The 19,155-nt window shown below is 68.5% G+C and carries 16 protein-coding genes; 12 read left to right on the top strand and 4 right to left on the bottom strand.

Annotation, left to right across the window (positions count from 1 at the left end):
• Positions 1-5: 5 nt before the first annotated feature.
• On the bottom strand, positions 6-329 hold the full coding sequence (locus tag ACLJPD_RS02305; RefSeq protein WP_410870018.1) for a hypothetical protein: 324 nt from the start codon (positions 327-329) through the stop codon (positions 6-8).
• A 156-nt stretch (positions 330-485) separates the two neighbouring features.
• Between ACLJPD_RS02305 and ACLJPD_RS02300 the strand changes: the two genes are divergently transcribed.
• From ACLJPD_RS02300 to gatB, 10 genes are all read left to right on the top strand, one after another.
• Positions 486-1,787, top strand: a complete 1,302-nt coding sequence (locus ACLJPD_RS02300; protein ID WP_410870017.1) for a sensor histidine kinase — start codon at positions 486-488, stop codon at positions 1,785-1,787.
• Between the two features lie 26 nt (positions 1,788-1,813).
• Positions 1,814-2,473 (top strand): response regulator, encoded by a 660-nt coding sequence (locus tag ACLJPD_RS02295; protein WP_410871895.1) that lies wholly within the window; start codon positions 1,814-1,816, stop codon positions 2,471-2,473.
• A 43-nt stretch (positions 2,474-2,516) separates the two neighbouring features.
• Entirely contained in the window at positions 2,517-5,531 is a 3,015-nt protein-coding gene (locus ACLJPD_RS02290) for a protein kinase domain-containing protein (protein ID WP_410870016.1), read from the top strand.
• Positions 5,532-5,641: 110 nt separating this feature from the next.
• Positions 5,642-5,812, top strand: a complete 171-nt coding sequence (locus ACLJPD_RS02285) for a hypothetical protein (protein WP_410870015.1) — start codon at positions 5,642-5,644, stop codon at positions 5,810-5,812.
• A gap of 12 nt (positions 5,813-5,824) precedes the next feature.
• A complete protein-coding gene (locus ACLJPD_RS02280; protein ID WP_410870014.1) occupies positions 5,825-6,814 on the top strand; it encodes a LysR family transcriptional regulator in 990 nt (329 codons plus the stop codon).
• The gene (gene fdhD / locus ACLJPD_RS02275; protein ID WP_410870013.1) at positions 6,811-7,620 is read left to right on the top strand and encodes a formate dehydrogenase accessory sulfurtransferase FdhD; all 810 of its coding nucleotides are present in this window, start codon (positions 6,811-6,813) and stop codon (positions 7,618-7,620) included. Before ACLJPD_RS02280 ends, fdhD begins: the two co-directional genes overlap by 4 nt.
• A gap of 108 nt (positions 7,621-7,728) precedes the next feature.
• A complete protein-coding gene (locus tag ACLJPD_RS02270) occupies positions 7,729-8,613 on the top strand; it encodes a hypothetical protein (RefSeq protein ID WP_410870012.1) in 885 nt (294 codons plus the stop codon).
• A gap of 28 nt (positions 8,614-8,641) precedes the next feature.
• Entirely contained in the window at positions 8,642-9,676 is a 1,035-nt protein-coding gene (locus ACLJPD_RS02265; RefSeq protein ID WP_410870011.1) for an ATP-dependent 6-phosphofructokinase, read from the top strand.
• A gap of 46 nt (positions 9,677-9,722) precedes the next feature.
• Entirely contained in the window at positions 9,723-11,102 is a 1,380-nt protein-coding gene (locus tag ACLJPD_RS02260; RefSeq protein WP_410870010.1) for an alpha/beta hydrolase family protein, read from the top strand.
• Between the two features lie 45 nt (positions 11,103-11,147).
• On the top strand, positions 11,148-12,653 hold the full coding sequence (gene gatB / locus ACLJPD_RS02255; protein ID WP_410870009.1) for an Asp-tRNA(Asn)/Glu-tRNA(Gln) amidotransferase subunit GatB: 1,506 nt from the start codon (positions 11,148-11,150) through the stop codon (positions 12,651-12,653).
• A 55-nt stretch (positions 12,654-12,708) separates the two neighbouring features.
• Here the strand turns inward: gatB and ACLJPD_RS02250 are convergent, their stop codons facing one another.
• Positions 12,709-13,830, bottom strand: coding sequence for a PQQ-dependent sugar dehydrogenase (locus tag ACLJPD_RS02250; RefSeq protein WP_410870008.1), 1,122 nt, complete (start codon positions 13,828-13,830; stop codon positions 12,709-12,711).
• A gap of 177 nt (positions 13,831-14,007) precedes the next feature.
• Here ACLJPD_RS02250 and ACLJPD_RS02245 point away from each other — a divergent pair, with 177 nt between their 5' ends.
• Positions 14,008-14,859: a DoxX family protein gene (locus tag ACLJPD_RS02245; protein ID WP_410870007.1), complete on the top strand. Its 852-nt coding sequence runs from the start codon at positions 14,008-14,010 to the stop codon at positions 14,857-14,859.
• On the opposite strand, the gene ACLJPD_RS02240 is transcribed toward ACLJPD_RS02245, so the two are convergent.
• The gene (locus ACLJPD_RS02240) at positions 14,852-15,346 is read right to left on the bottom strand and encodes a MarR family winged helix-turn-helix transcriptional regulator (RefSeq protein WP_410870005.1); all 495 of its coding nucleotides are present in this window, start codon (positions 15,344-15,346) and stop codon (positions 14,852-14,854) included. The two genes, ACLJPD_RS02245 and ACLJPD_RS02240, sit on opposite strands and share 8 nt — an antisense overlap.
• A gap of 86 nt (positions 15,347-15,432) precedes the next feature.
• Here ACLJPD_RS02240 and ACLJPD_RS02235 point away from each other — a divergent pair, with 86 nt between their 5' ends.
• Positions 15,433-17,052 (top strand): DHA2 family efflux MFS transporter permease subunit, encoded by a 1,620-nt coding sequence (locus tag ACLJPD_RS02235; RefSeq protein ID WP_410870003.1) that lies wholly within the window; start codon positions 15,433-15,435, stop codon positions 17,050-17,052.
• A 58-nt stretch (positions 17,053-17,110) separates the two neighbouring features.
• On the opposite strand, the gene ilvD is transcribed toward ACLJPD_RS02235, so the two are convergent.
• Complete coding sequence (ilvD, locus tag ACLJPD_RS02230; RefSeq protein ID WP_410870002.1) at positions 17,111-18,952, bottom strand: dihydroxy-acid dehydratase; 1,842 nt, start codon at positions 18,950-18,952, stop codon at positions 17,111-17,113.
• Positions 18,953-19,155: the final 203 nt, after the last annotated feature.

The following is a 19,155-nucleotide window of genomic DNA, read 5'->3' as shown; positions in this document are numbered from 1 at the left end:
GGTCGTCAGCGGGCGAGTGCGCGGTCGCGGGTAGTCTGCCCGATCACCGGGCGTGCGTCGAGAAGTGCCCGCAGCCCTGGTTGTTCGGCGGCCAGTTCGAGATAGGCCTCCATCGGGGTGCGGCCGTCGATCTCGGCCAGCTCCAGTTTGACGTTCAGATGATTGTCCCAGCGGTTGGCCAGTGCCAGCAGCAGACCCTCGACGCCACCGAAGAGCCGGTCGAGCTCGGTGATGCCTGCCAACAGCGCGGGGTCGTGTGGGTCGATCGCGGCCCTGGCGAGCACGGTGTGCACGATCTCGGTGCGGTGGTGCAGATCGGTCCAGGTCATGGGCTTCACCTTCCGTGAGCGGGTGAACCTCACGCTACGGCCGCTGAGGGGCCCGATCGTCGTGCCCCGGACCCGACTTCTTCTCCTACCCCGGTAGGAGACCGGTACCGTTCGCGGGACGATGCTCGCCCGGTACGTGGCGACTAGCCTTACCTCATGGATGTGAGCCACGCCATCCCGGCGAAGGCGCCGAACCGGGTGAGCCTGCGGCAGCGGCTCGCGGCGGGGGTGTCGCGGCTGTTGGCGAACGGACGCGAGCGCATCGAATCGTTGCCCTACGACTATCCGCCCGCGATCATCCTCGCCGCCGATCTCGCCCTGCTGGTGGTCACCGGTGCGGCGGTGATCCAACGGCATTCCTACTTCCCGAGCCCGCTGCCGCTGTTGGCGATGGCCACCGCGTTCCTGCCGATCCCGCTGTTCGCGATCTTCCGTGTGAATCCGCACCCCGCGCTGCTGAAGGGGAGCGCCCTGCTGTCCTGTGCCCTGTTCCTGTTGCAGCCGGTCAGCGCCGACTTCGCGCCGTTCGTGCTGGTGATCGTCGCCGGTGAGGTGGCGGCGGTGGCGTCGCGGGGCTGGACGGTCGGATTCACCCTGCTCGCGATCGGTGAACTGGTCGCGTTCGACCTGGCCGGGCACGTGCACTGGGGTGACCAGTCGCTGCAAGGGCTGCCGATGTACGTCATCGGCATCGTGCTCGGCATGTTCGTCGGAGTGATGCTGCAGTACCAGCGGCGTTTCCTGTACCAGGAGCGCGAGAATCAAGCGATCCGCTCCGGTCAGGCCGCCGACGAGGAACGGCGCCGGATCGCCCGCGAGGTCCACGATGTGATCGCCCATTCGCTCTCGATCACCCTGCTGCACCTGACCGCGGCCCGGCGCGCCCTGCAGACCGACGACGACCCCGCCGAAGCGGTGGAAGCGCTCGTCGAGGCCGAACGACTCGGCAGGCAGGCGATGGCCGACATCCGCCGCACCGTCGGCATGCTCGACGCGGGCCCCGCGCAGGTGACCCCCGAGCCGGGCGCCGCCGATATCGACGAGCTCGTCGGCGATTTCCGCCGAGCCGGGCTCACTGTCGACTACACCCGTACCGGCGAACTGGCCACCGTCACCGGCGCCATCGGTCACGCGCTCTACCGGATCGGCCAGGAATCGCTGGCCAACGTCATCAAACACGCGCCGGGCACGGCCGCCGAAGTCCGCCTCGATGTCAGCACCGAGGCGGCGACCCTGGTCGTGTCGAATCCGCTGCCGCTCGGGCCCGCACCCCGCCGCGATACCGGGATGGGACTGCGCGGTATGCGCAAACGCACCGAGCTGCTCGGTGGGAAGATCACCGCGGGCACCGGCGACGACGGCTGGACCGTGCGGGTCGGGTTTCCGCTGAAAGCGGGCCCGTGCATCTCGACCATGCTGCCGGGCAGGCTCTGGAACAAACCCCAGGAGGAATCGTGACGACCGTTTCGCCGATCGAGCAGGTGATGACCGTGCTCGTGGTCGACGATCAGGAACTCGTGCGCGGCGGACTGCGCCGGATCCTGCGCCGCCGCGACGGCTTCGCCATCAACGAATGCGCCGACGGCGACGAAGTCGCGGCGGCCGTCGCCGCGCAGCGACCCGATGTGGTGCTGATGGATCTGCGGATGAAACGGGTCGGCGGCATCGATGCGACCCGGTTGCTGCGCGCCCGCCCCGATGCCCCGCCGGTCCTCGTGCTCACCACCTTCGACGACGACCAGCTGCTCTCCGGCGCGCTGCGCGCGGGCGCCGCGGGCTTCCTGCTCAAGGATTCGCCCGCGGAGGATCTGATCCGCGCGGTCCGCACCGTGGCAGGCGGCGGCGCGTGGCTCGATCCCTCGGTGACGGGACGGGTACTCACGGCCTACCGAACAGTGAAACCGGTCGGTACCCGCACCGATCGCCGACTCGGCGAACTCACCGCCCGCGAGTACGAAGTGCTCGAATTGATCGGTTCGGGCCGGGTCAACAGCGAGATCGCCGCCGAACTCGGTATCTCGGAAGTAACGGTGAAAAGCCACGTAGGACACATATTCGGCAAGCTCGACCTGCGCGATAGAGCCGCCGCGATCGTGTTCGCGTTTGACCACGGCGTAGTGACACCGGGAGAATCTGCCTACTGAGAAGCAGGTCCACGGGCCTGCCAGAAGTGGGAGGCGGACGCTGGTGCAGGCACCTGGGTCACGGACGGGGAGCAGATTCGGCCCCTACGAGTTGCGGTCGATGCTGGGCAAGGGCGGGATGGGCGAGGTCTACGAGGCCTACGACACCGGCAAAGATCGAGTGGTCGCTCTGAAGTTGCTGGCGCAGGAGCTCGCGCAGGACCCGGCTTATCAGGTCCGGTTCCGCCGTGAATCCCAAGCCGCGGCGAAGCTGGCCGAACCGCACGTCATCCCGATTCACGACTGGGGCGTGATCGACGGGGTCCTCTTCATCGACATGCGCCTGGTGCCCGGCTCCGATCTGCGGGCCGTGCTGCGTGGTGGCGGGCCGATGAGCCCGGAACGCGCGGTCGCGGTGGTCGAGCAGATCGCCGCCGCGTTGGACGCCGCGCACGCGGGTGGGCTGGTGCATCGCGATGTGAAGCCCGCCAACATCCTGGTCACGCCCGCCGATTTCGCCTACCTCGCCGACTTCGGCATCGCGCACACCGAGGGTGACAGCGCGGTCACCCAGGCCGGGATGGCGGTCGGCTCCTATATCTACATGGCGCCGGAACGCTTCGATGTCGGCCCGATCTCGCACCGCGCCGACGTCTACTCGTTGGCCTGTGTGCTGCACGAATGCCTTACCGGCGCTTCGCCTTTCCCCGCGGCGAGCATGAGCGTGCTGGTTCGCGCGCACCTGTCCGAGGCCCCGCCGCGGCCGAGTGAGTTGCTGCACGGGATACCCGCCGCGCTCGACGATGTCATCGGGACCGGCATGGCCAAGGACCCGGCCGATCGATACGCGACCGCCGGTGCGTTGGCTGTCGCCGCTCGACGAGCGCTGGCCTCGGCCGTGCGGGAAAGCGCGCCAGGGCCCGCACCCGCCGGCGCCTTCGCGTCGTATTCCGGGGCTCGCCGAGTCCCCGGAGGCCATGATGTGAGTACCGGTTCTCCGTCCGGTGCCACACTCCGCGGGTCGGCAGGCGCACCGCCCGCCGGTTCTCCGTCCGGTGGTCCGGGCTCCGTACCCGGAGCGGGGCGAGGGTTCGCCGCCGCGGCCGGTTTCGCCGCTGGTGTCGGGCGTGGTGCTGCCGGATCACCGACCGGTGCCGAGCGCGGAGTACCTGCGGGCTCCGCGAGCGGTGCGGCGCGCGCGTTGCCCATCGGTTCCGCCAGTGGTGCCCGAAAGGATTCCTCGGGCTCCGACGATCCGGGAAAGATCGAGCAGGTGCCGACGCCGACGGGGGAGTTCCGCGTGATCGGCGCGGTGACCGCGACCGGCGGCGTGGAGACCTCGCGCAGCCAGTCGAGTGCGACCGGCGCCCAGCCGACCTTGATCATCCGCCCACCCGAGGCGCGCCAAGGGGCCGCGGACACCACCGGTTTCCGCCGCGTTCCGGCCGAGGGCACCGGCGAGATCTCGATCCCCGCGGTGATCCAGCCGACCGGCCCCGCCGAGATCCGGCCCGCCGACGCCTACTTCACGCCGCTGCCGACGGCCGATGAGCCGGCAGCCCCCGAGCCCCCACCGGCCTACACCCCCGATCAGGGCCTGCCACGGATGCGCCCCTTCCCGGACGCGCACCTCTATGACGGTGCGCAGCCGGGCGAAACGTCCGCTCCCCTCCTGCAGCCGCAGCGCCCCACCTCGGCCACCCCCTACCCGGCCCCCACCGGCCCGCACCACCTTCCGCCTCAGCCCTACGGCCAGGACCCACAGCGGGCAGCCCCCACCCAGCGCTATTCCGGCGAATACCCGATCCCGCCCGCGTATACCCCGCCGACGGAGCAATACCACCCCCCGGCATCCAACCCGGACCCCCGGTTCCCCGCTCCCGCACCGGAAACCGGCTCGAACCCGGCCGACCGCTTCGCGGCTCCGACACAGCGATTCGGTGGTGACCGCAACGACCCGGAGGACCGGTTCGCCAGTCCCGCAGTGCCCTTCGGTGGCGCACCGGATGCCGGTTTCGATAGCCGGCCCGGTCGGTTCGGCGATGATCGGGCCGATCCGGCGGTGTTCGGCCCGCCGACTGAGCAATACATCGCCCCCGCGTCGAATCCGCCCGCGGGCTTCGCGCCACCGACGCAGCAGTTCGGCGACGATCCGCAGGACCGGATCGATCCCCAACGTTTTGCCGCCACACAGCATTACGGTGACGCGCCCGACGGGCAGTTCAGTCCGGCCACCGAGCAGTACGACCCGGCCGAGCTGCAACGGTCTGCGCCGACCCAGCATTACGGCGTCGACGAACCGGACCCGCAGCGTTCGCAGCCGACGCACCAATACCGTGGTGGTGCTGCGCCTTTCGGTGCCCATCAGGCTCCGTCGACGTTCGACGATCCGGCGCGGGCGGCCACGACCCGGCAGTACGCGGGTCAGGAGGCCGCGTACTCCAACTACGACGAACCGCCGAGCGCCTACGGTGATCACGCCTACCGCGACCAGTCCTACGATCCCGGTTACGGTCCCGATCCCGCCTATGGACCCGACCCCGCCTACGGTCCCGATCCGGCGTATGGTCCCGATCCGGCGTGGGCGCACCAGGATTCGGGCCGCAAGCGGTCGGTCCTGCTGCCGGTTCTCGTCGGCGTCCTCGCCGTGGTGGTGTTGGCGGTGGGCGGCGCCATCGGCTGGCGCATGATGTCGGCCGCGCAACCCGCCGAAAACTCCACGGCCGCACCGACTTCGCAAGCACCGGGCGGCTCCGGCCTGCCCGCGACCACCGCCCCGCGCGCGACCACCACGGCCCCCACCACCTCGACCGGCCCGGTCACCCTGCCCGCGGGCGCACAACCCTGCGAATCCGGTTCCACCACAGGCGCTTACAGCAAGGTCGCCGTCGGCACCACCGTCACCAGCTGTGGTTTCGCCGAAGCGGTCAGGCAGGCCTACGCCGCGGGCGGGACCGGCTCGCGCCCGGTGGTGGCGACGAGCCCGGTCACGGGCAACACCTACACGATGAACTGCGCCCCGGAAGGCAAGCTCGTCACCTGCACCGGTGGCGAGAACGCCGTGGTCTACGTCTACTGACCCGAAACGACCGCGGCCCCGACCGGGGCCGCGGTCTACCGATCAACTCGACTCGGCCTCGGTGCCCCACCTACGAGACGCCGGTATGCGAGACGTTGCATACTGGCGGGATGGCTGATGACAACGAGTGGTACTACTGCGTCAAGCACCACAAGGCCGAACAGGGCAAGAGCTGCTGGTACGGCGACCGGATGGGCCCCTACCCGGACCAGGCCACCGCCGAGAAGGCGCTCGAGATCGTGAAGGCACGCAATAAAGCGGCCGACGACCAGGACGACTGACCCGACACCTGGATGCTGTTCCGTCAGCTCGAATACTTCGTCGCACTCGCCCGGGAACGCCATTTCGCCCGGGCGGCGAAAGCCTGTTACGTCTCGCAGCCCGCGCTGTCGGAGGCGATCCGCAAACTCGAACACGAACTCGGCGTGCCGCTGGTGCGCCGCGCCCGCACGTTCGAGGGACTCACCCCCGAGGGCGAGCGGCTGGTGCTGTGGGCCAGGCGGATCATCGCCGACCGCGAGGCACTCGAACACGAGGTCCGTGCACTGCGGACCGGTCTCACCGGCGAGCTGCGGATCGGGGTGGTGCCCGCGGCGTCGAGCACGGTCGCGCTGCTCACCGACCCGTTCTGCACCGAACATCCGCTGATGCGGGTGCGCATCGAGACGAGTCTGCGGTCTCCCGACATCGTCGAGCGGATTCGCCGATTCGAACTCGACGCGGGCCTGATCTACGTACAGGGTGTCGACACCACCGGACTCACCCTCACCCCGCTCTACACCGAGCGCCACGTGCTCATCGTGGGATCCGCGCTGGTCGCGGGACGCACATCGATTTCCTGGGCCGACGCGCTCGAACTCCCGATGTGCCTGCTGCCGAAGGGAATGCGCGGTCGTCAGCTCATCGACGACGCGCTGACGACCCTCGGCCTCACCGCGACCCCACAGCTGGAAAGCGACTCGGTGGCAACCTTGCTCGAGCACGCCCGTACCGGGCGTTGGGCCTGCATCGTGGGGCAACCCTGGGTCGCGACCTTGGGACCGACTGCCGACATCCGGGTGTTCGAACTCGCCGAACCGATGGTCACCGCCCAGATCGTCCTCGTCACCGCGGCGGCCGAACCAACGTCGGTGCTCGCCACCGCTCTCATCGACACCGCGCGAACCATCGACTTCGATGCGTCACCCGCCTCGTCGGCATCGAGTGACGATTCGTCGCGCCGATCAGCTGATCGGGAACCGGTGTTGATCAGAGCCTCCACAGTGAGCAGAGTCAGGGAATGAGCAGAGTCACCGCACGGCGCAACACGGTCCGCCTTTCCCCGGCCGGGCGGATTCAGCGACCTGACACCCTCGCCGTCGAAGAACCGCTCGAAATCCGGGTCGACGGTCGATCGCTCACCATCACCATGCGCACCCCGGGCAACGACATCGATCTCGTCCACGGTTTCCTGTTCGGCGAGGACATCATCGGCTCGGCCGACGACATCGTCACCGCCCGCTACTGCGCGGGCACCGACAGCGAAGGGCGCAACACCTACAACGTCCTCGACCTGCGCCTGCGCAACCCGGTGCCGATCCACACCCGCAATTTTCTCACCACCGGCGCCTGCGGCCTCTGCGGCAAGTCCGCCCTCGACGAAATACGCACCCGCACCCGCTATCCGATCCCGCACGAGGCGGTGACGATCAGCACCGACACCCTCGCCGACCTGCCGAAAGGGCTGCGCGCCGAGCAGAAGGTATTCGACGCCACCGGCGGTCTGCACGCAGCGGGGCTGTTCACCGCCGACGGCACCCTGCTCGCCCTGCGCGAGGACATCGGCAGGCACAACGCCGTCGACAAAGTGATCGGCTGGGCGGTACGCGAGAACCGGGTGCCCGCGCACGATCTGGTGCTGGTCGTGAGTAGTCGCGCGTCGTTCGAATTAGCGCAGAAGGCAGTGATGGCGGGGATCCCGATCCTGGCCGCGGTCTCGGCGCCGAGCTCGCTCGCCGTCGACCTGGCCGCGGAGAGCGACCTCACCCTGGTGGGCTTCCTGCGCGGCGAGTCGATGAACATCTACACGGGCGAACACCGACTGACCTGAGGGTATGCGCTCGAAGTGGGCGATCGGCATATGTCCCAGTACGGTAACGGGACGGGTCGCCAGCACCGAACGCCCCGGGGGAGTTTACAAACAAAAATGCTTCACATATTGAACAAAGCACAAAGCCTCCGCGTCCGGGTGGTGTTGTCGGTAGTGGCCGGCGTGACCGTGCTCGCCACCGCAGGCTGCGGTACCGAGCCGACGGCCGCCGAACCGCGCATGACAACGACGGTTTCCGCCCCCGATCCCGGTGCCCAGAACGGGACCTTCTCCGTCGCGCTGCCGGGCAGTCTCGCTGCCGATTTCACCGAACTCCAGCAGGGATTGGGCGGCAGCGCGGGGCTGGCGATCATGCCGGTGGGTGGCCAGGAGATGGTCACCTTCGGCAACTGGTCCACCGGTCCGGCCTGGTCGACGATCAAGGTGCCGCTCGCTATCGCGGCGCTGCGCAACAGCGCCTCGTACGCGTCCTACGCCGCCGCCGCCATCACCGCCTCGGACAACGGCGCCGCCGACACCCTGTGGGCCTCGCTCGGCGGCGGCGCCGACGCGGCCCAGGCGGTGCAGAATGTGCTGCGCGAAGGCGGCGACGTCCGCACCACCGTGCCGAAGACCCGCATCCGCGCCGACGCGTCGATCTACGGCCAGGCCGAATGGACCCTGGCCGACCAGGTGCGCTTCGCCTCGCAGCTGCCGTGCATACCGCAGAGCGAGCGCGTGGTCGGGCTGATGCAGCAGATCATCGAGAGCCACCACTGGGGTCTCGGCACGTTCGGCAGCGCCGAGTTCAAGGGCGGTTGGGGTCCGGACCAGGGCGGGAAGTACCTGGTCCGCCAGTTCGGTCTGATCGATTCGCCCACGGGCCGGATCGCGATCGCCTTCGCCGCGCAACCGGATTCGGGCAGTTTCAGCGACGGCATGACCATGCTCGACAAGATGGCGACGCTGATCTCGGGGCACCTGACCGAACTGGCCGGAGGTCACTGCTCCTGATCCGCGTCGGTGCGGCAAGATGAACACCATGCGCATCGGAGTCTTGACCGGAGGCGGGGATTGTCCAGGTCTGAACGCGGTGATCCGGGCTGTGGTCCGCACCGCGAACGGACGATACGGTGATGCCATCGTCGGGTTCGAGGACGGCTGGCGTGGCCTACTCGAGGATCGAAAGATCCGCATCCACAACGACGATCGCACCGACCGCCTGCTCACCAAGGGCGGCACGATGCTCGGCACCGCGCGTACCAACCCTGACGTGCTGCGCGCCGGCCTGCCAAGGATCCGACAGACCCTCGACGACAACGGCATCGAAGCGCTGATCCCCATCGGCGGCGAAGGCACTCTCACCGCCGCGAGCTGGCTCGCCGACGAGGGCGTGCCGGTGGTCGGTGTGCCCAAGACCATCGACAACGACATCGATTGCACCGATGTCACATTCGGCCACGACACGGCGCTGTCGATCGCGACCGAGGCCATCGACCGCCTGCACACCACCGCCGAATCCCACCAGCGGGTGATGCTGGTCGAGGTGATGGGCCGCCACGCGGGGTGGATCGCGCTGAATTCCGGCATCGCCGCAGGCGCGCATCTGACCCTGGTACCCGAGGAGCCGTTCGACGTGGCGCAGGTGTGCGCGATGATCAAGAGCCGCTTCCAGCGCGGTGACAAGAGCTTCATCTGTGTGGTCGCCGAGGGCGCACATCCCGCGCCGGACTCCGGATTCGCGTTGCGCGAGGGCGGAATCGACGAATTCGGTCACGAGCGGTTCACCGGGGTCGCCCAGCAGCTGGGCTCGGAGATCGAACGCCGCATCGGCAAGGAGGTCCGCACCACGGTGCTCGGCCATATCCAGCGCGGTGGCAGTCCGACGCCCTACGACCGGATTCTGGCGACGCGATTCGGCGTCCACGCGGCCGAGGCGGTGCACGCTGGGCATTTCGGTCAGATGGTGGCGCTGCACGGCACCAAGATCGAGCTGGTTCCGCTGGCGGAGGCGACAAAGCAGCTCAAACGTGTTCCGCCGGAACGGCTCAGTGAGGCGTCGGCCTTCTTCGGCTGAGCGCAGGTTCTCCGACATTGTCGGTGCGCGTCGGTACGGTGGGTTCATGCGCACCGGTCGAGTGATCGTTTCGGTTCTGTTCGTCGTCGCCGCGCTGGTGGCGGGGTGTTCGCAGTCCTCGGACGACGTGGCGCCCCCCACTGTGCACGGCAGCTGGCATGGTGACATCGAGGTGCCGGGGCAGCCGATCGCGATCGGGGTGAGTTTCGCCGAGGACGGGTCGGCCACAATCGACATCCCGGTTCAGGGGGTGAATGCGGCGCCGTTGAAAGATGTTCGCACCGAAGCGGATCGGGTGGAGTTCACCATCCCTGACGCGCCGGGTGACCCCGGTTTCCGCGGCAAGCTCGACGGTGACCGGATCACCGGTGACTGGGTGCAGTCCGGGGAGAAGGCTCCGGTCACGCTGCAGCGCGGCAAGATCGAGAACCTTCCCCGCCCGCAGGACCCGAAACCGCCGTATCCGTACCGCAGCGAGGACGTCACCTTTCGCAACGGCGACATCACCATCGCGGGCACCCTCACCGAACCCCAGGGCGGCGGCCCGTTTCCGGCGATGGTGCTGATCACGGGGAGTGCACCGCAGGACCGCAACGAAGAGCTGATGGGCCACCGCCCGTTTCAGCTGCTCGCCGACACCTTCACTCGCGCGGGCTATGCCGTGCTGCGTACCGACGACCGTGGTGTCGGCGGCACCAGCGGCACTCTCGACAATGCCACCTACCCTGACCTCGCCGCCGACGCGGCCGCGGGCGTCGCGTTCCTGCGCACCCGCTCCGAGATCGATCCCGCTCGGGTGGGTCTGTTCGGGCACAGTGAAGGCGGCTACCTCGCGCCGATGGTCGCCGCGCTGCCCGGCACCGATATCGCGTTCGCGGTCCTGATGGCAGGCCCGTCGGTGCCCGGCGCCGACGTGCTGATCGAGCAGAACAAAGTGATCATGGCCTCGTCGGGCGCACCGCAGGACCAGATCGACCAACAGGTCGCCTATGTCAGTGAATGGTCGAGGCTGCTGCGCGCGGGCGATATCGAGGGCGCCGAGGCCTTCACCCAGCGGCACAACGATTCCCTGCCCGTGGCCGAACGCGCGCCCCAGCAGGTGGTCGACGGGTTCAACACCCCGTACATGACCTCGTTCATCACCCACGACCCGAAACCGACGCTGCAGGCGCTACGCGTGCCGGTGCTGGCGTTCTTCGGCGACAAGGACCAGCAGGTCATCGCCACCCAGAACGAGGGCCCGATGCGCGAGAACCTCGCCGCTGCTCCCGACGCGACCGTGCACACCTTCCCCGGCCTCAACCACCTGATGCAGCCCACCGCGACCGGCAAACCCAGCGAATACGCCACCATCGAGACGACCATCGACCCGGCGGTGCTCACCTACATCACCGACTGGCTCACCCAGCGCGTTCCGCCTCGCTAGGACCACCGGCCGACTGTGTCGGCGGGCTTACCTAGACTGCTCGTTATGAGCGCACCCACGGTCGAGTTGATGGATTACGCCGATGTCATCTCCCGGTACGAGCCGGTGCTCGGCATGGAGGTCCACGTCGAGTTGTCCACGGCGACCAAGATGTTCTGCGGTTGCCCCACCGAGTTCGGCGCCGAACCCAATACCCAGGTGTGCCCGGTGTGCCTCGGCCTGCCCGGCTCGCTGCCCGTGGTGAACGAGAAGGCCATCGAGTCGGCCATCCGGATCGGTCTGGCGCTGAACTGTTCGATCACCCCGTGGGGACGGTTCGCGCGCAAGAACTACTTCTACCCCGATCAGCCGAAGAACTACCAGATCAGCCAGTACGACGAGCCGATCGCCACCGAGGGCTACCTCGACGTGACCCTCGACGACGGGTCGATCTTCCGCGTCGAGATCGAGCGCGCGCACATGGAGGAAGACACCGGCAAGTCCCTGCACGTCGGCGGCGCGACCGGTCGCATCCACGGCGCCAGCCACTCGCTGCTCGATTTCAACCGCGCGGGCGTGCCGCTGATCGAGATCGTCACCAAGACCATCACCGGTGCCGGTGAGCGCGCGCCCGAGGTGGCCCGCGCCTATGTCACCGCGCTGCGCGAGGTGCTGCGTTCGCTCGATGTCTCCGACGTGAAGATGGAGCAGGGTTCGCTGCGCTGCGACGCCAACGTCTCCCTGATGCCGGTCGGCGCCAAGGAATTCGGCACCCGCACCGAGACCAAGAACGTGAACTCGCTCAAGAGCGTCGAGGTCGCGGTGCGCTACGAGATGCGCCGCCAGGCCGCCGTGCTCACCGCCGGTGGCGAAATCATCCAGGAGACCCGCCACTTCCAGGAGGCCGACGGGTCCACCGCGGCCGGTCGCCGCAAGGAGACCGCCGAGGACTACCGCTACTTCCCCGAGCCCGACCTCGAGCCCGTCGCCCCGGCGGCCGAGTGGGTCGAGGAACTGCGTGCCACCATCCCCGAGTACCCGTGGCTGGTCCGTGCCCGTATCCAGGCCGACTGGGGCCTGTCCGACGAGGTCATGCGCGATCTCGTGAACGCGGGCGCGCTTGACCTCATCATCGCCACCGTCGAGGCGGGCGCCCCCGCCAACGAGGCTCGCTCCTGGTGGGTCGCCTACCTGACCGAGAAGGCCAAGGAACGCGACATCACCCTGGCCGACCTGCCCATCACCCCGGCTCAGGTCGCCGCGGTGATCGCGCTGGTGGAAGCCAAGACCGTCAACAACAAGGTCGCCAAGCAGGTCGTCGACTTCGTCCTCGCCGGTGAAGGCGAGCCCGCCGCCATCGTCGAAGCCAAGGGCCTCGGCATGGTCAGCGACGACTCGGCCCTGCAGACCGAGGTCGAGAAGGCCCTCGCCGCGAACCCCGACATCGCCGAGAAGATCCGCTCCGGCAAGGTCGCCGCAGCGGGCAAGATCGTCGGCGACGTCATGAAGGCCACCCGCGGCCAGGCCGACGCCGCCCGCGTCCGTGACCTGGTCATCGCCGCCTGCAGCTGAGGATGAGAAACGGCCGCCCGTACCGCGTTCGCGGTGCGGGCGGCCGCCTCGTTTCCTAGTCCGGGCCGCCTGCTCCACCCTGCGGCGGCGGGATGCGGACGACGCGGTCGTCGAATTCGCCTGGCTCGCCGCCGGTCTTGTTGGTGGTGGTGACCCAGATGCTGCCGTCGGCGGCGGCGGTCGCGCCGAGGAGCTTGCCGTACTTGTCCTGGGCGATCAGGGTGGGCGCGGTGGTGACGGCGAAAGTGGTGGGGTCGGCGGCGACCGCGGCCAGCGCCTTGCCTTCGCTCAGTGCGATGCCGACGCCGTCGCCGGTGGCTGTGCAGCCGCCGACGCCGGGGCGGTCGGGCCAGGTCCAGGCGACGGTGAGGGTGCCGTCGGGGCTCAGGTGCTGGAGGCGGTCTTCGGCGGCGGTGCGGTCGGTGACCCACATGCCTTCTTTGCCGTCGCGGCAGATGTCACCGGCCGAACCGAGGCCCGACGCCACCACCTGCGGGGTGTTGGTGCCCGACGAGGGTGATTCCAGGCGAAGGAGTTTGCCGCCGAGCGAACCGGGATCGGCTGCGGCGCCGGGGTTTCCGGCATCGCCGGTGAGCACCATCAGCTGGGTGGGCGTCGACCATTCCAACGCGCCACGATTTCCGTTGGCGCCCTTGGGGATTCCGGTGAGGATCGGCTTGGGCGCCCCGTCCGCGGACAGCCGAACGACCCGATTGTCACTGCCGGTGGTGATGTAGGCGTACATCAGCCCGTCCTCACCGAAGGTGGGGGAGAGCACGATATCGGAGATGCCGCCGTCGGCCGAGCCGTCGACCGGCACGCTGGCGATCTCCACCGGCTCCGGCTGTGGTGTGCTCGCGTCGACCGCCGTCACCTGCAGGATCCGCCCGGTCTTTCGCTCCGCGACCAGCGCGCCGTCGCCCACCGAGATCAACCCGGCACCCGATTCCATGCAGGTCGCGATCACGTTGGGATCGGGGTCGATGCACGGACCGGTCGGCCGTGGCGGCTGCGACGGGTCGTCCTGCGGCTTCTTCGGCTCCGCGCCGGACCCACCCAGCTGCGGTTCGGTGGTGAACGGACTCGACGCCGACTCGTCGAAACGGGCGCACCCGGCCAGCAAAACGGTGCCGAGGACCACCCCGACTGCCACGCGTCCCGCGATTCCCGAACTCATATCCCAGACGTTACCGGCACCGGTGCGGCCCGGGCACGCCCGTCACGCTCGAATCCCGCCGTCAGCCGCGCCGGCACCACCGTCGCCCGGCACCGTCGCACCGGCAGTCGAGCGGGGCTGACACGCCCGTTGTCGGGAAGCAGGGCACGGTGCGGCGACACGTCATAAGGTGGGTCGGTGACCGACAAGCCGAATGACAGTTCCAAGGCCGATGGTTCGGCGCTGCCCGAGCAGGGCGCGTCGGCAGCGGGTCGCCCGGTGACCAGCCCGTTCGATTCGCCGACGACGCAGATGCGCAAGCCGGATCCGAAGGATATCCCGCGCACCGACGAGGATCTCGGTCTCGACCCCGGTGACGAGGTACCCAACGCGAGCACCGCCGAAAAGGGCCGTGCCGACTCCGGCGAAGATTACGGGTACGCGACGATTCCGCCCGCGTCCGCGGCTTCGGCGGGCACCGTCCGCTTGCAGCACCGCAACCGCGAGGCCCGCCGCGGCACCCTGGACCTCGGCCTGTTCGTGCTGCGCCTGGTGGTCGGCTACACCTTCATCTACCACGGCCTGCAGAAGCTGACCGGCTGGTTCCACGGCAACGGCCTCGACGGTACAAAGACCATGATGGAAAGCGGCGGCTGGGATTACCCGTCGCTGTCGACCGCCCTGGTGATCGCCGGTGAACTCGGCGGCGGCATCCTGCTGGTGATCGGCCTCGCCACGCCGCTCGCGGCGGGCGCCGTGCTGGCCACGATCCTGAACGCGTGGATGTGGAAGCAGGGCATGATCCCCGGCTTCCAGTACAACTCGAGTACCCCGACCGGCGTCGAACTCGACAGCGTACTGGCCGGTTCGGCCCTGGCGATCATCCTCACCGGCCCCGGCCGCTGGTCCTTCGACCGCACCCGAGGCTGGGCCACCCGCCCCGCCTACGGCTCCTTCGTGGTGGTCGTGCTGGCCATCGCCGCCGCCATCCTCACCTTCTGGTTCCTGCACGGGGGCAACCCGCTGAAGGGCATCGGTCCGTTCAGCTGAGCCGCGGCTGTGGCGGTGCGGGTTCGGCCAGCTGCGCGGTCATCGTGGCGTGCACGTCGGCCAGGAAGGCCTCGAACCGCCGCAGCTCCTCGGGGGAGTATTTCCCCATCACCGATTCCTCCACCTTCGCGCCGAGCGGACCGAAGAAGTCATTGGCGAGGGTGTGGATACGCGGTGTGCTGCGCAGCGTGATGACGCGACGGTCGTCGTGCTCCCTGCTGCGCACGATGTGACCCGCGTGCTCGAGCCGATTCAGCAGCGCGGTGGTTGCGCTGTTGGACAACGAGATTCGTTCGCTGAGTCGCGCCGGTGACAGCGTGCCCCCGCGTTCCTCGGCGGTGAGAATCTCGATCAGCGCCTCGGCATCGGTGGAGTGCAACCCGAGCCAGTTCGCGAACCGCCGGGTGAACTCCCGATAGTTCGCGCCGTAGGCCCGCATGCCTTCGTGGATCCGTTCGTACCGGTCGCGAGCGTCCGACTGGCTCATAGGTTCCTTTCGCATCGTTTGACATCCTATTGCCCACAATCTACTTTTATGATGGAAATATTCCACGATGGAACTAGGAGTGTGCGATGAGTCAAGAGTCGTCCCTTCGTCGATGGCTCGGCCTGATCGCCATTGCCCTCGGCGTCGCGCTGATCGTGGTCGACACCACGATCGTGAACGTGATCATCCCGTCGATCATCGAAGACCTGGATACGGGTTCAACCGAGGCGCAATGGATTCAGGAGTCCTACGCGATCGTGTTCGCGGCCCTGCTCCTGGTGGTCGGGCGGGTCGCCGACATGGTCGGGGCGCGCCGGGTGTTCGTGGCCGGTGTCGTGGTGTTCGGCGCGACCAGCATCCTGGCCGGGCTCGCACCGGACGGCGGCCTGCTCGTCATCGCCCGATTCCTGCAGGGCGCGGGGGCGGCGATGATCCTGCCGACCTCGCTGGCCCTGCTCAACGCCACCTTCACCGGCAAAGCCCGGGGTCAGGCGTTCGCGGTCTGGGGCTCCACGATCGGCGCGGCCGCCGCACTCGGCCCGCTGCTCGGCGGCTGGCTGGCCGAACACGTGTCGTGGCGCTGGGCATTCGGCATCAATGTGCCCCTTGCCGCGCTGATCGTGGTGGGTGTGCTGGTGTGCATCGCGCCCTCGCCGAAGGTCGCCGGTCGACTCGACGTGCTCGGTTCGATCCTGTCGGTGCTCGGCCTCGGGCTGCTGGCCTTCGGACTCGTCGAAGGTCGCACCTACGGCTGGATCACCACCACCCATCCGCTGGGGATCGCCGGATTCACCTGGGGGAGTGGGCCTTCGCCGGTGCTGGTCGCGCTGGTGCTGAGTGTGCTGGCACTGGGCGCGTTCGTCGCCCGGCAGGTGCTGCTGCGTCGCGGCGGCAATGCCGACAAGGCGCTGATGGACCTGAGCCTGTTCTCGCTGGCTTCGTTCCGCAACGGCAATATCGCCACGCTGATCATCGGGCTCGGCGAGTTCGGCATCGTCGCGGTGCTGCCGCTGTGGATGCAGTTCACCCTCGGCTACAGCGCGCTGCAAGCCGGTCTCGCCCTGGTGCCGATCGCCATCGGTAGCTTCATCGCCAGCGGTGCCAGCTTCGGGATGGCGGGCAAGGCGTCGCCGTTGAACATGGTCCGACTCGGCCTCGGCCTCGAGGTCGTCGGCCTGGTCGGGCTCGGCTTCTTCGCTGCGATCGACAGTTCCTGGTGGTCGATCGCGCTAGTGCTGTGCCTGTACGGCGTCGGCGTCGGTTTCGCCACCGCCCAGGTGACCAACGTGGTGCTGGCCGACATCCCCGAAGCCGACAACGGCCAGGCCTCGGGCATCCAGAGCGCCTTCCGTCAACTGGGCTCCGCCCTCGGCATCGCGCTGCTCACCACGATCTTCTTCACGACCCTGAGCTCGAACGTCGACGACGACCTCACCGCATCGGGCATGCCCCCCGCCCGATCCCAGCAGTACGCCCACGCCATCACCGGCAGCGCGGGCGCGGCGATTGAAGGCTTCGCCGCCCAACCGGACACGAAGGAAGTAGCCATCGCAGGCCGATCCGCGATGACCACCGGCGTCAACCTCGGCGCCTACCTGGCCGCGGGTTTCGTCCTCCTCGGCCTCGTAGCCACCGCCCTGATCCCCGCCCGAACGGGCCGCGACGACGAATCGTCGCCGTCGACAACCCAACCCGCCCTCGTCTGATGAAGACACGAACGGCGTCCCTCGAATTCGAGGGACGCCGTTCGTCTTTCGGTAATTCCTACGGCAAGTGCCGGACTGCGCCCTTGTCGGCGGAGGTCGCCAGCGCCGCGTAGGCGCGCAGGGCGGTGGTGACCGTGCGCTCGCGGTTCAGTGGCTGCCACGGACGTTCGGAGGCTTCCATCTTCGCTCGCCGTTCCGCCAGAACCTCGTCGGAGACAAGCACTTCCAGCGCGCGAGTGTGCACATCGATGCGGATGCGGTCACCGTTCTCGATCAGACCGATGACGCCACCCGAGGCGGCCTCGGGGGAGACGTGGCCGATCGACAGGCCCGAGGTGCCGCCGGAGAAGCGGCCGTCGGTGATCAGCGCGCACACCTTGCCGAGGCCGAGGCCCTTGAGGAACGAGGTCGGATGCAGCATCTCCTGCATGCCCGGACCGCCCGCGGGGCCTTCGTAGCGGACGACCATCACGTCACCGGGCTGAATCTTCTTGCCAAGGATCATCGACACCGCTTCCTCCTGCGACTCGACCACCACGGCCGGGCCTTCGAAGGTGAACAGGTCTTCGTCGATGCCCGCGGTCTTGAGGATCGCGCCGTCGGGGGCGATATTGCCGCGCAGCACGCACAGCCCACCCTCGACGGTGTAGGCGTTGTCGATGTCGCGGATGCAGCCACCGGCGGCGTCGGTATCCAAGGAGGACCAGCGGTTGCTGGTGGAGAACGGCTCGACCGTGCGCACGCCACCCGGCGCGGCGTGGAACAGCTCGAGCGCCTCGTCGCAAGCCTTGCCCGAGCGCACATCCCAGGTGTCGAGGTATTCCTCGAACGAGGCGGTGTGCACGGTGGTGACATCGGTTTCCAGCAGCCCACCGCGACGCAGTTCACCGAGGATGGCGGGGATGCCACCGGCGCGGTGGACGTCTTCCATGTGGTAATCCGAGTTCGGCGACACCTTCGACAGGCACGGCACCCGGCGACTGATCTCGTCGATGCTCTGCAGATCGAAGTCGATCTCGCCCTCTTGGGCGGCGGCGAGGGTGTGCAGCACGGTGTTGGTCGAGCCGCCCATGGCGACGTCGAGTGCCATCGCGTTACGGAAAGCCTTGGCGTTGGCCACGTTTCGGGGCAGCACCGAGGCGTCGTCGTCCTGGTACCAGCGCTTGGCGATATCGACGATGACCGTGCCTGCCCGCTCGAACAGCGCACGCCGCGCGGAGTGGGTGGCGAGGGTGGAACCGTTGCCCGGCAACGCGAGTCCCAGTGCCTCGGTCAGGCAGTTCATCGAGTTCGCGGTGAACATGCCCGAACACGAACCGCAGGTCGGGCACGCGGCCTGTTCGACCTCGCTGAGCCCTTCTTCCGACACGACCTGGCTGGCGCTCGCGGAGATCGCGGTGATCAGGTCGGTCGGCGCCTGCGCGACACCGTCGACGACCACGGCCTTGCCTGCCTCCATCGGTCCACCGGAGACGAACACGGCGGGGATGTTGAGGCGCATCGCGGCGTTGAGCATGCCGGGAGTGATCTTGTCGCAGTTGGAGATACACACCAGCGCGTCGGCGGTGTGGGCGTTGGCCATGTACTCGACGGAGTCGGCGATGATCTCGCGTGAGGGCAGCGAGTAGAGCATGCCGCCGTGACCCATGGCGATACCGTCGTCGACGGCGATGGTGTGGAACTCGCGCGGCACGCCACCGGCGGCGCGGACGGCCTCGGCGACGATGTCGCCCATGTTCTTGAGGTGCACGTGGCCGGGAACGAACTGCGTGTACGAGTTCGCGATCGCGATGATCGGCTTACCGAAGTCGGAATCGGTCATGCCGGTCGCGCGCCAGAGCGAGCGCGCGCCCGCGGCATTGCGGCCGATAGTGGTGGTACGTGAACGAAGCGATGGCATGGAAGTCCTCGTAAATGTCGCTGGGTGCGGCCGAGCGTGCGCGCAGGGGGCTGACCTGCGCCGCACGTATGTGGGCGCGGTGCGTCCGGCAACCCGTCACGTTACTCCGGCGGGCGGTGGTCGCGTCGCGCCGGTGGGGCGTGCATGGGTGGTGGAACCGGGGCTCGAGGCGGGAGTGTCGCTCCAGAGGGTGTCGCCGCGGT

The sequence above is a fragment of the Nocardia sp. A7 genome (assembly GCF_046549215.1).
Classification (GTDB): Bacteria; Actinomycetota; Actinomycetes; order Mycobacteriales; family Mycobacteriaceae; genus Nocardia.
This window is presented reverse-complemented; position numbering and strand designations above follow the sequence as displayed.

Coding starts and splice junctions, on each gene's coding strand:
- ACLJPD_RS02305 (WP_410870018.1), bottom strand. CDS start 329: ATGACCTGGACCGATCTGCACCACCGCACCGAGATCGTGCACACCGTG.
- ACLJPD_RS02300 (WP_410870017.1), top strand. CDS start 486: ATGGATGTGAGCCACGCCATCCCGGCGAAGGCGCCGAACCGGGTGAGC.
- ACLJPD_RS02295 (WP_410871895.1), top strand. CDS start 1,814: ATGACCGTGCTCGTGGTCGACGATCAGGAACTCGTGCGCGGCGGACTG.
- ACLJPD_RS02285 (WP_410870015.1), top strand. CDS start 5,642: ATGGCTGATGACAACGAGTGGTACTACTGCGTCAAGCACCACAAGGCC.
- ACLJPD_RS02280 (WP_410870014.1), top strand. CDS start 5,825: ATGCTGTTCCGTCAGCTCGAATACTTCGTCGCACTCGCCCGGGAACGC.
- fdhD (WP_410870013.1), top strand. CDS start 6,811: ATGAGCAGAGTCACCGCACGGCGCAACACGGTCCGCCTTTCCCCGGCC.
- ACLJPD_RS02265 (WP_410870011.1), top strand. CDS start 8,642: ATGCGCATCGGAGTCTTGACCGGAGGCGGGGATTGTCCAGGTCTGAAC.
- ACLJPD_RS02260 (WP_410870010.1), top strand. CDS start 9,723: ATGCGCACCGGTCGAGTGATCGTTTCGGTTCTGTTCGTCGTCGCCGCG.
- gatB (WP_410870009.1), top strand. CDS start 11,148: ATGAGCGCACCCACGGTCGAGTTGATGGATTACGCCGATGTCATCTCC.
- ACLJPD_RS02250 (WP_410870008.1), bottom strand. CDS start 13,830: ATGAGTTCGGGAATCGCGGGACGCGTGGCAGTCGGGGTGGTCCTCGGC.
- ACLJPD_RS02240 (WP_410870005.1), bottom strand. CDS start 15,346: ATGAGCCAGTCGGACGCTCGCGACCGGTACGAACGGATCCACGAAGGC.
- ACLJPD_RS02235 (WP_410870003.1), top strand. CDS start 15,433: ATGAGTCAAGAGTCGTCCCTTCGTCGATGGCTCGGCCTGATCGCCATT.
- ilvD (WP_410870002.1), bottom strand. CDS start 18,952: ATGCCATCGCTTCGTTCACGTACCACCACTATCGGCCGCAATGCCGCG.